At 73.3% G+C, this 3,277-nt stretch carries 1 protein-coding gene; it reads left to right on the plus strand.

The genetic code is table 11. The features are described from left to right. The first annotated feature begins 229 nt into the window (after positions 1-229). Positions 230-2,890 carry an aminopeptidase N gene (gene pepN / locus FOE67_RS20775; protein WP_182666358.1) on the plus strand — a complete coding sequence of 887 codons (2,661 nt, stop codon included), beginning with the start codon at positions 230-232 and terminating at the stop codon, positions 2,888-2,890. The last annotated feature ends 387 nt before the right edge of the window (positions 2,891-3,277 follow it).

Raw genomic sequence — 3,277 nt, forward strand, 5'->3', positions numbered from 1 at the left:
ACAGCCCCTCCTCCCACCCCGTCAACGGATCCATGCCTCGCTCCTCGCCGCGCGCCGTGCCGTGATATGCCCTGAGGGGATTCTTCCACCCCGTGGAGCCGGGAACGCCGTGGACCCGATTCCCCCCTGCGGGGTGTCCACGCCCCGTGGGATGCTGACCGGACATTCGCCGGCCCGCGTCCCCCACCCGGCGAATCACCAGCCGAGAAGACCGAAGAGGAGTGGGCCCGTGCCCGGAGAGAACCTGACCCGTGAGGAGGCCCGCGAGAGGGCCGGGCTGATCGACGTCGACGGCTACACGGTGTCACTCGACCTGCGGTCGGCGACGGCGCCGGCCCCGGCCTCCGGCCCGCGGACCTTCCGCTCCACCACCACCGTCCGGTTCCGCTGCGCCGAACCGGGCGCCTCCTCCTTCATCGACCTGATCGCGCCGGAGGTGCTGTCGGTCACCCTGAACGGCGACTACCTGCCGGTGGACCGGGTCTTCGACGGCGCCCGGATCGCGCTCCCCGCCCTGGCCGCCACCAACGAACTGGTGGTGGACGCCCGCTGCGCCTACAGCCGCACCGGTGAGGGCCTGCACCACTTCGTGGACCCGGAGGACGGGGAGACCTACCTCTACACCCAGTACGAACCCGCCGACGCGCGCCGGGTGATGGCCTGCTTCGAGCAGCCCGATCTCAAGGCGCCCTTCGAGATGCGGGTCACCGCCCCGGCGCACTGGACGGTGCTGTCCAACGCCGAGGAGGTGGGCGAGCCGCGCCCCTGCGACAACGGCGCCGCCTCCACCCGGACCTTCGCCCCCACCCGGCCGATCTCCACCTACATCACCGCCGTGGTCGCCGGGCCCTACCACGTGGAGCGCGACCGGTACAGCCGGCGGCTCCCGGACGGCACCACCCTGGAGATCCCGCTGGCCGCGCTGTGCCGCAAGGGGTTGGCCCGGCACTTCGACGCCCCGGAGATCTTCGACCTGACCAAGCGGGGCCTGGACTTCTTCCACGAGCACTTCGACTTCCCGTATCCCTTCGGCAAGTACGACCAGGCGTTCGTGCCGGAGTACAACATCGGCGCCATGGAGAACCCGGGACTGGTGACCTTCCGGGAGGAGTACGTCTTCCGGGGCCGCACGACCCGGGCCGCCTACCAGGGGCGGGCCAACACCCTGCTCCACGAGATGGCGCACATGTGGTTCGGCGACCTGGTGACCATGGAGTGGTGGGACGACCTGTGGCTCAAGGAGTCGTTCGCCGACTTCATGGGCGCCTTCTCGCTGGTGAAGGCCACCCGGTTCACCGAGGGGTGGATCACCTTCGCCAACCGCCGCAAGGCGTGGGCCTACCGGGCGGACCAGCTGCCCTCCACCCACCCCGTCACCGCCGACATCCGCGACCTGCAGGACGCCAAGCTCAACTTCGACGGCATCACCTACGCCAAGGGCGCCTCGGTGCTCAAGCAACTGGTCGCCTACGCCGGCGAGGACGCCTTCATGGAGGGCGCGCGCCGTTACTTCCGGCGCCACGCATGGGGGAACACCACCCTGGAGGACCTGCTGGCGGTCCTGGAGGAGACCTCCGGCCGGGACATGGGCGAGTGGGCGAAGGCCTGGCTCCAGACGGCCGGGGTGAACGCCCTGACGCCGCAGCTGACCTGTGACGCGGCGGGCCGGGTGACCGAGCTGGCGGTGGTGCAGGAGGCCCCGGAGCCGCCCCGGCTGCCGACCGGCCCGGGGAACGACCCGGGGGCGCCCGGCGGTGTGCCGGAGCCGGTGCTGCGCCCGCACCGGGTGGCGATCGGGCTGTACCGCCGGGACCCGGCGAGCGGGACGCTGAGCCGGTACGCGCAGACCCTCACCGACGTGACGGGCGCCCGCACGGTGGTGCCGGAGCTGGTGGGCGCCGAGCGGCCGGACCTGGTGCTGGTCAACGACGAGGACCTGACGTACTGCAAGACCCGCTTCGACGACGCCTCGCTGGCCACGCTCCGCGAGCACCTGGGCTCGATCGCCGACCCGTTGGCGCGGGCGCTGTGCTGGTCCGCCCTGTGGAACCTGACCCGGGACGGCCTGATGCCCGCCGGTGACTTCCTGGACCTGGTGCGCCGGGCGGGTGGGGCGGAGACCGAGATCGGGGTGCTCCAGATGGTGCTGGCGTGGGCCGACACCGCGCTGACGCGCTTCACCTCCCCCGCCGACCGTCCGGCCCGGCGGTCGGCGATCGCCGAGGCCGCGCTGCGGGAGCTGCGGCTGGCCCCGCCCGGTGGCGACCACCAGTTGGCCTGGGCCCGGTTCCTGGCCGAGACGGCGGCGGACGAGCAGCACCTGGTGCTGCTGGAGCGGTTGTTGGACGGCGACGCCCGGATCGACGGCCTGAAGGTGGACCAGGAGTTGCGCTGGACGCTGCTGCTGGCGCTGGCGGCCCGGGGCCGGGCGGACGAGGAGCGGCTGAACCGGGAGCTGGAGCGGGACGACACCGCCTCCGGGCGCCGCCACCACGTGCGTTGTCTGGCGGCCCGGCCGGCGCCGGAGGTCAAGGCCCGGGCGTGGGCGGACGTGATGGAGTCCGACCGGCTGTCCAACGCCCTGATCGAGGCGACCATCGACGGTTTCGGGCGCGGGGACCGGGCCGACCTGCTCGCCCCCTACACCGGGCCGTACTTCGAGTCGCTGGAGCGGGTGTGGGCGGAGCGGTCGATCGAGATCGGCATGGCGGTGGTGCGGGGGTTGTTCCCGGCGGAGCAGGGCGACCGGGCCACCCTGGAGGCCACCGACGGGTGGCTGCGCGACCACGCGGACGCGGCGCCGGCGCTGCGGCGGTTGGTGTTGGAGGCGCGGGACGACCTGGCGCGGGCGCTGCGGGCCCGCGAGTGCGAGGCGCGTACGGCAGGGTGAGCGCCCCCCTGGGTGCATGCGCGCCCCGGTGACGCCCTTTCACCTCTCCCCCGAGCCCGGGGTTGCTCGCGGAGCGGAGTAACCCCGGGCCCAAGCTCACACTCCCCGTGACCAGCAGGAGTGGAGACCCTTTCGACACCCGTACACCCGTTCCCCCCTTCGGGGGGCCGATGGAGGCAGCATCCGGGCCTCCCGGGAGGTTCGACGGGGGTGCGGGAGCGGGCATCCCGGCGGCATGAGCGCCATGCACCACGACGGGACCCTTCCGCACCCCCGGTTCGACGGCGACCCGCGCGTCCCCCGGCAGGCGGGACCTCCACCGGTCCCGGGGAGCCGACGGTTGCCCGGGCCCCGCGACCGTCGGGGAGCGGGAGCCCTTCCCGGCCC

Source organism: Streptomyces calidiresistens (assembly GCF_014141525.1).
Classification (GTDB): domain Bacteria; phylum Actinomycetota; class Actinomycetes; order Streptomycetales; family Streptomycetaceae; genus Streptomyces; species Streptomyces calidiresistens.